At 54.1% G+C, this 270-nt stretch carries 2 tRNA genes; both read left to right on the top strand.

The features are described 5' to 3' along the window. Nucleotides 1-49 precede the first annotated feature (49 nt). Nucleotides 50-125 (top strand) — tRNA-Ala (locus EOE18_RS18330). Nucleotides 126-143: 18 nt separating this feature from the next. Beyond that, nucleotides 144-219 (top strand) — tRNA-Ala (locus EOE18_RS18325). The last annotated feature ends 51 nt before the right edge of the window (nucleotides 220-270 follow it).

Below are 270 nucleotides of genomic sequence, written 5' to 3'. Positions count from 1 at the left end.
GGCAGAAAACTTCCTCCCACAGAAGTTTTTCTGAAATTTGAATGGTTAAGGGGCCTTAGCTCAGCTGGGAGAGCGCCTGCATGGCATGCAGGAGGTCAGCGGTTCGATCCCGCTAGGCTCCACCATTCGAAGTTACAATGATCGGGGCCTTAGCTCAGCTGGGAGAGCGCCTGCATGGCATGCAGGAGGTCAGCGGTTCGATCCCGCTAGGCTCCACCATTGTTTTACAGATCTGTTGATCTTTCGCTGGAAAGATTGCAGAGGCGACGT

Source organism: Novosphingobium umbonatum (assembly GCF_004005905.1).
In the GTDB taxonomy this organism is placed as follows: Bacteria; Pseudomonadota; Alphaproteobacteria; order Sphingomonadales; family Sphingomonadaceae; genus Novosphingobium; species Novosphingobium umbonatum.
This window is presented reverse-complemented; position numbering and strand designations above follow the sequence as displayed.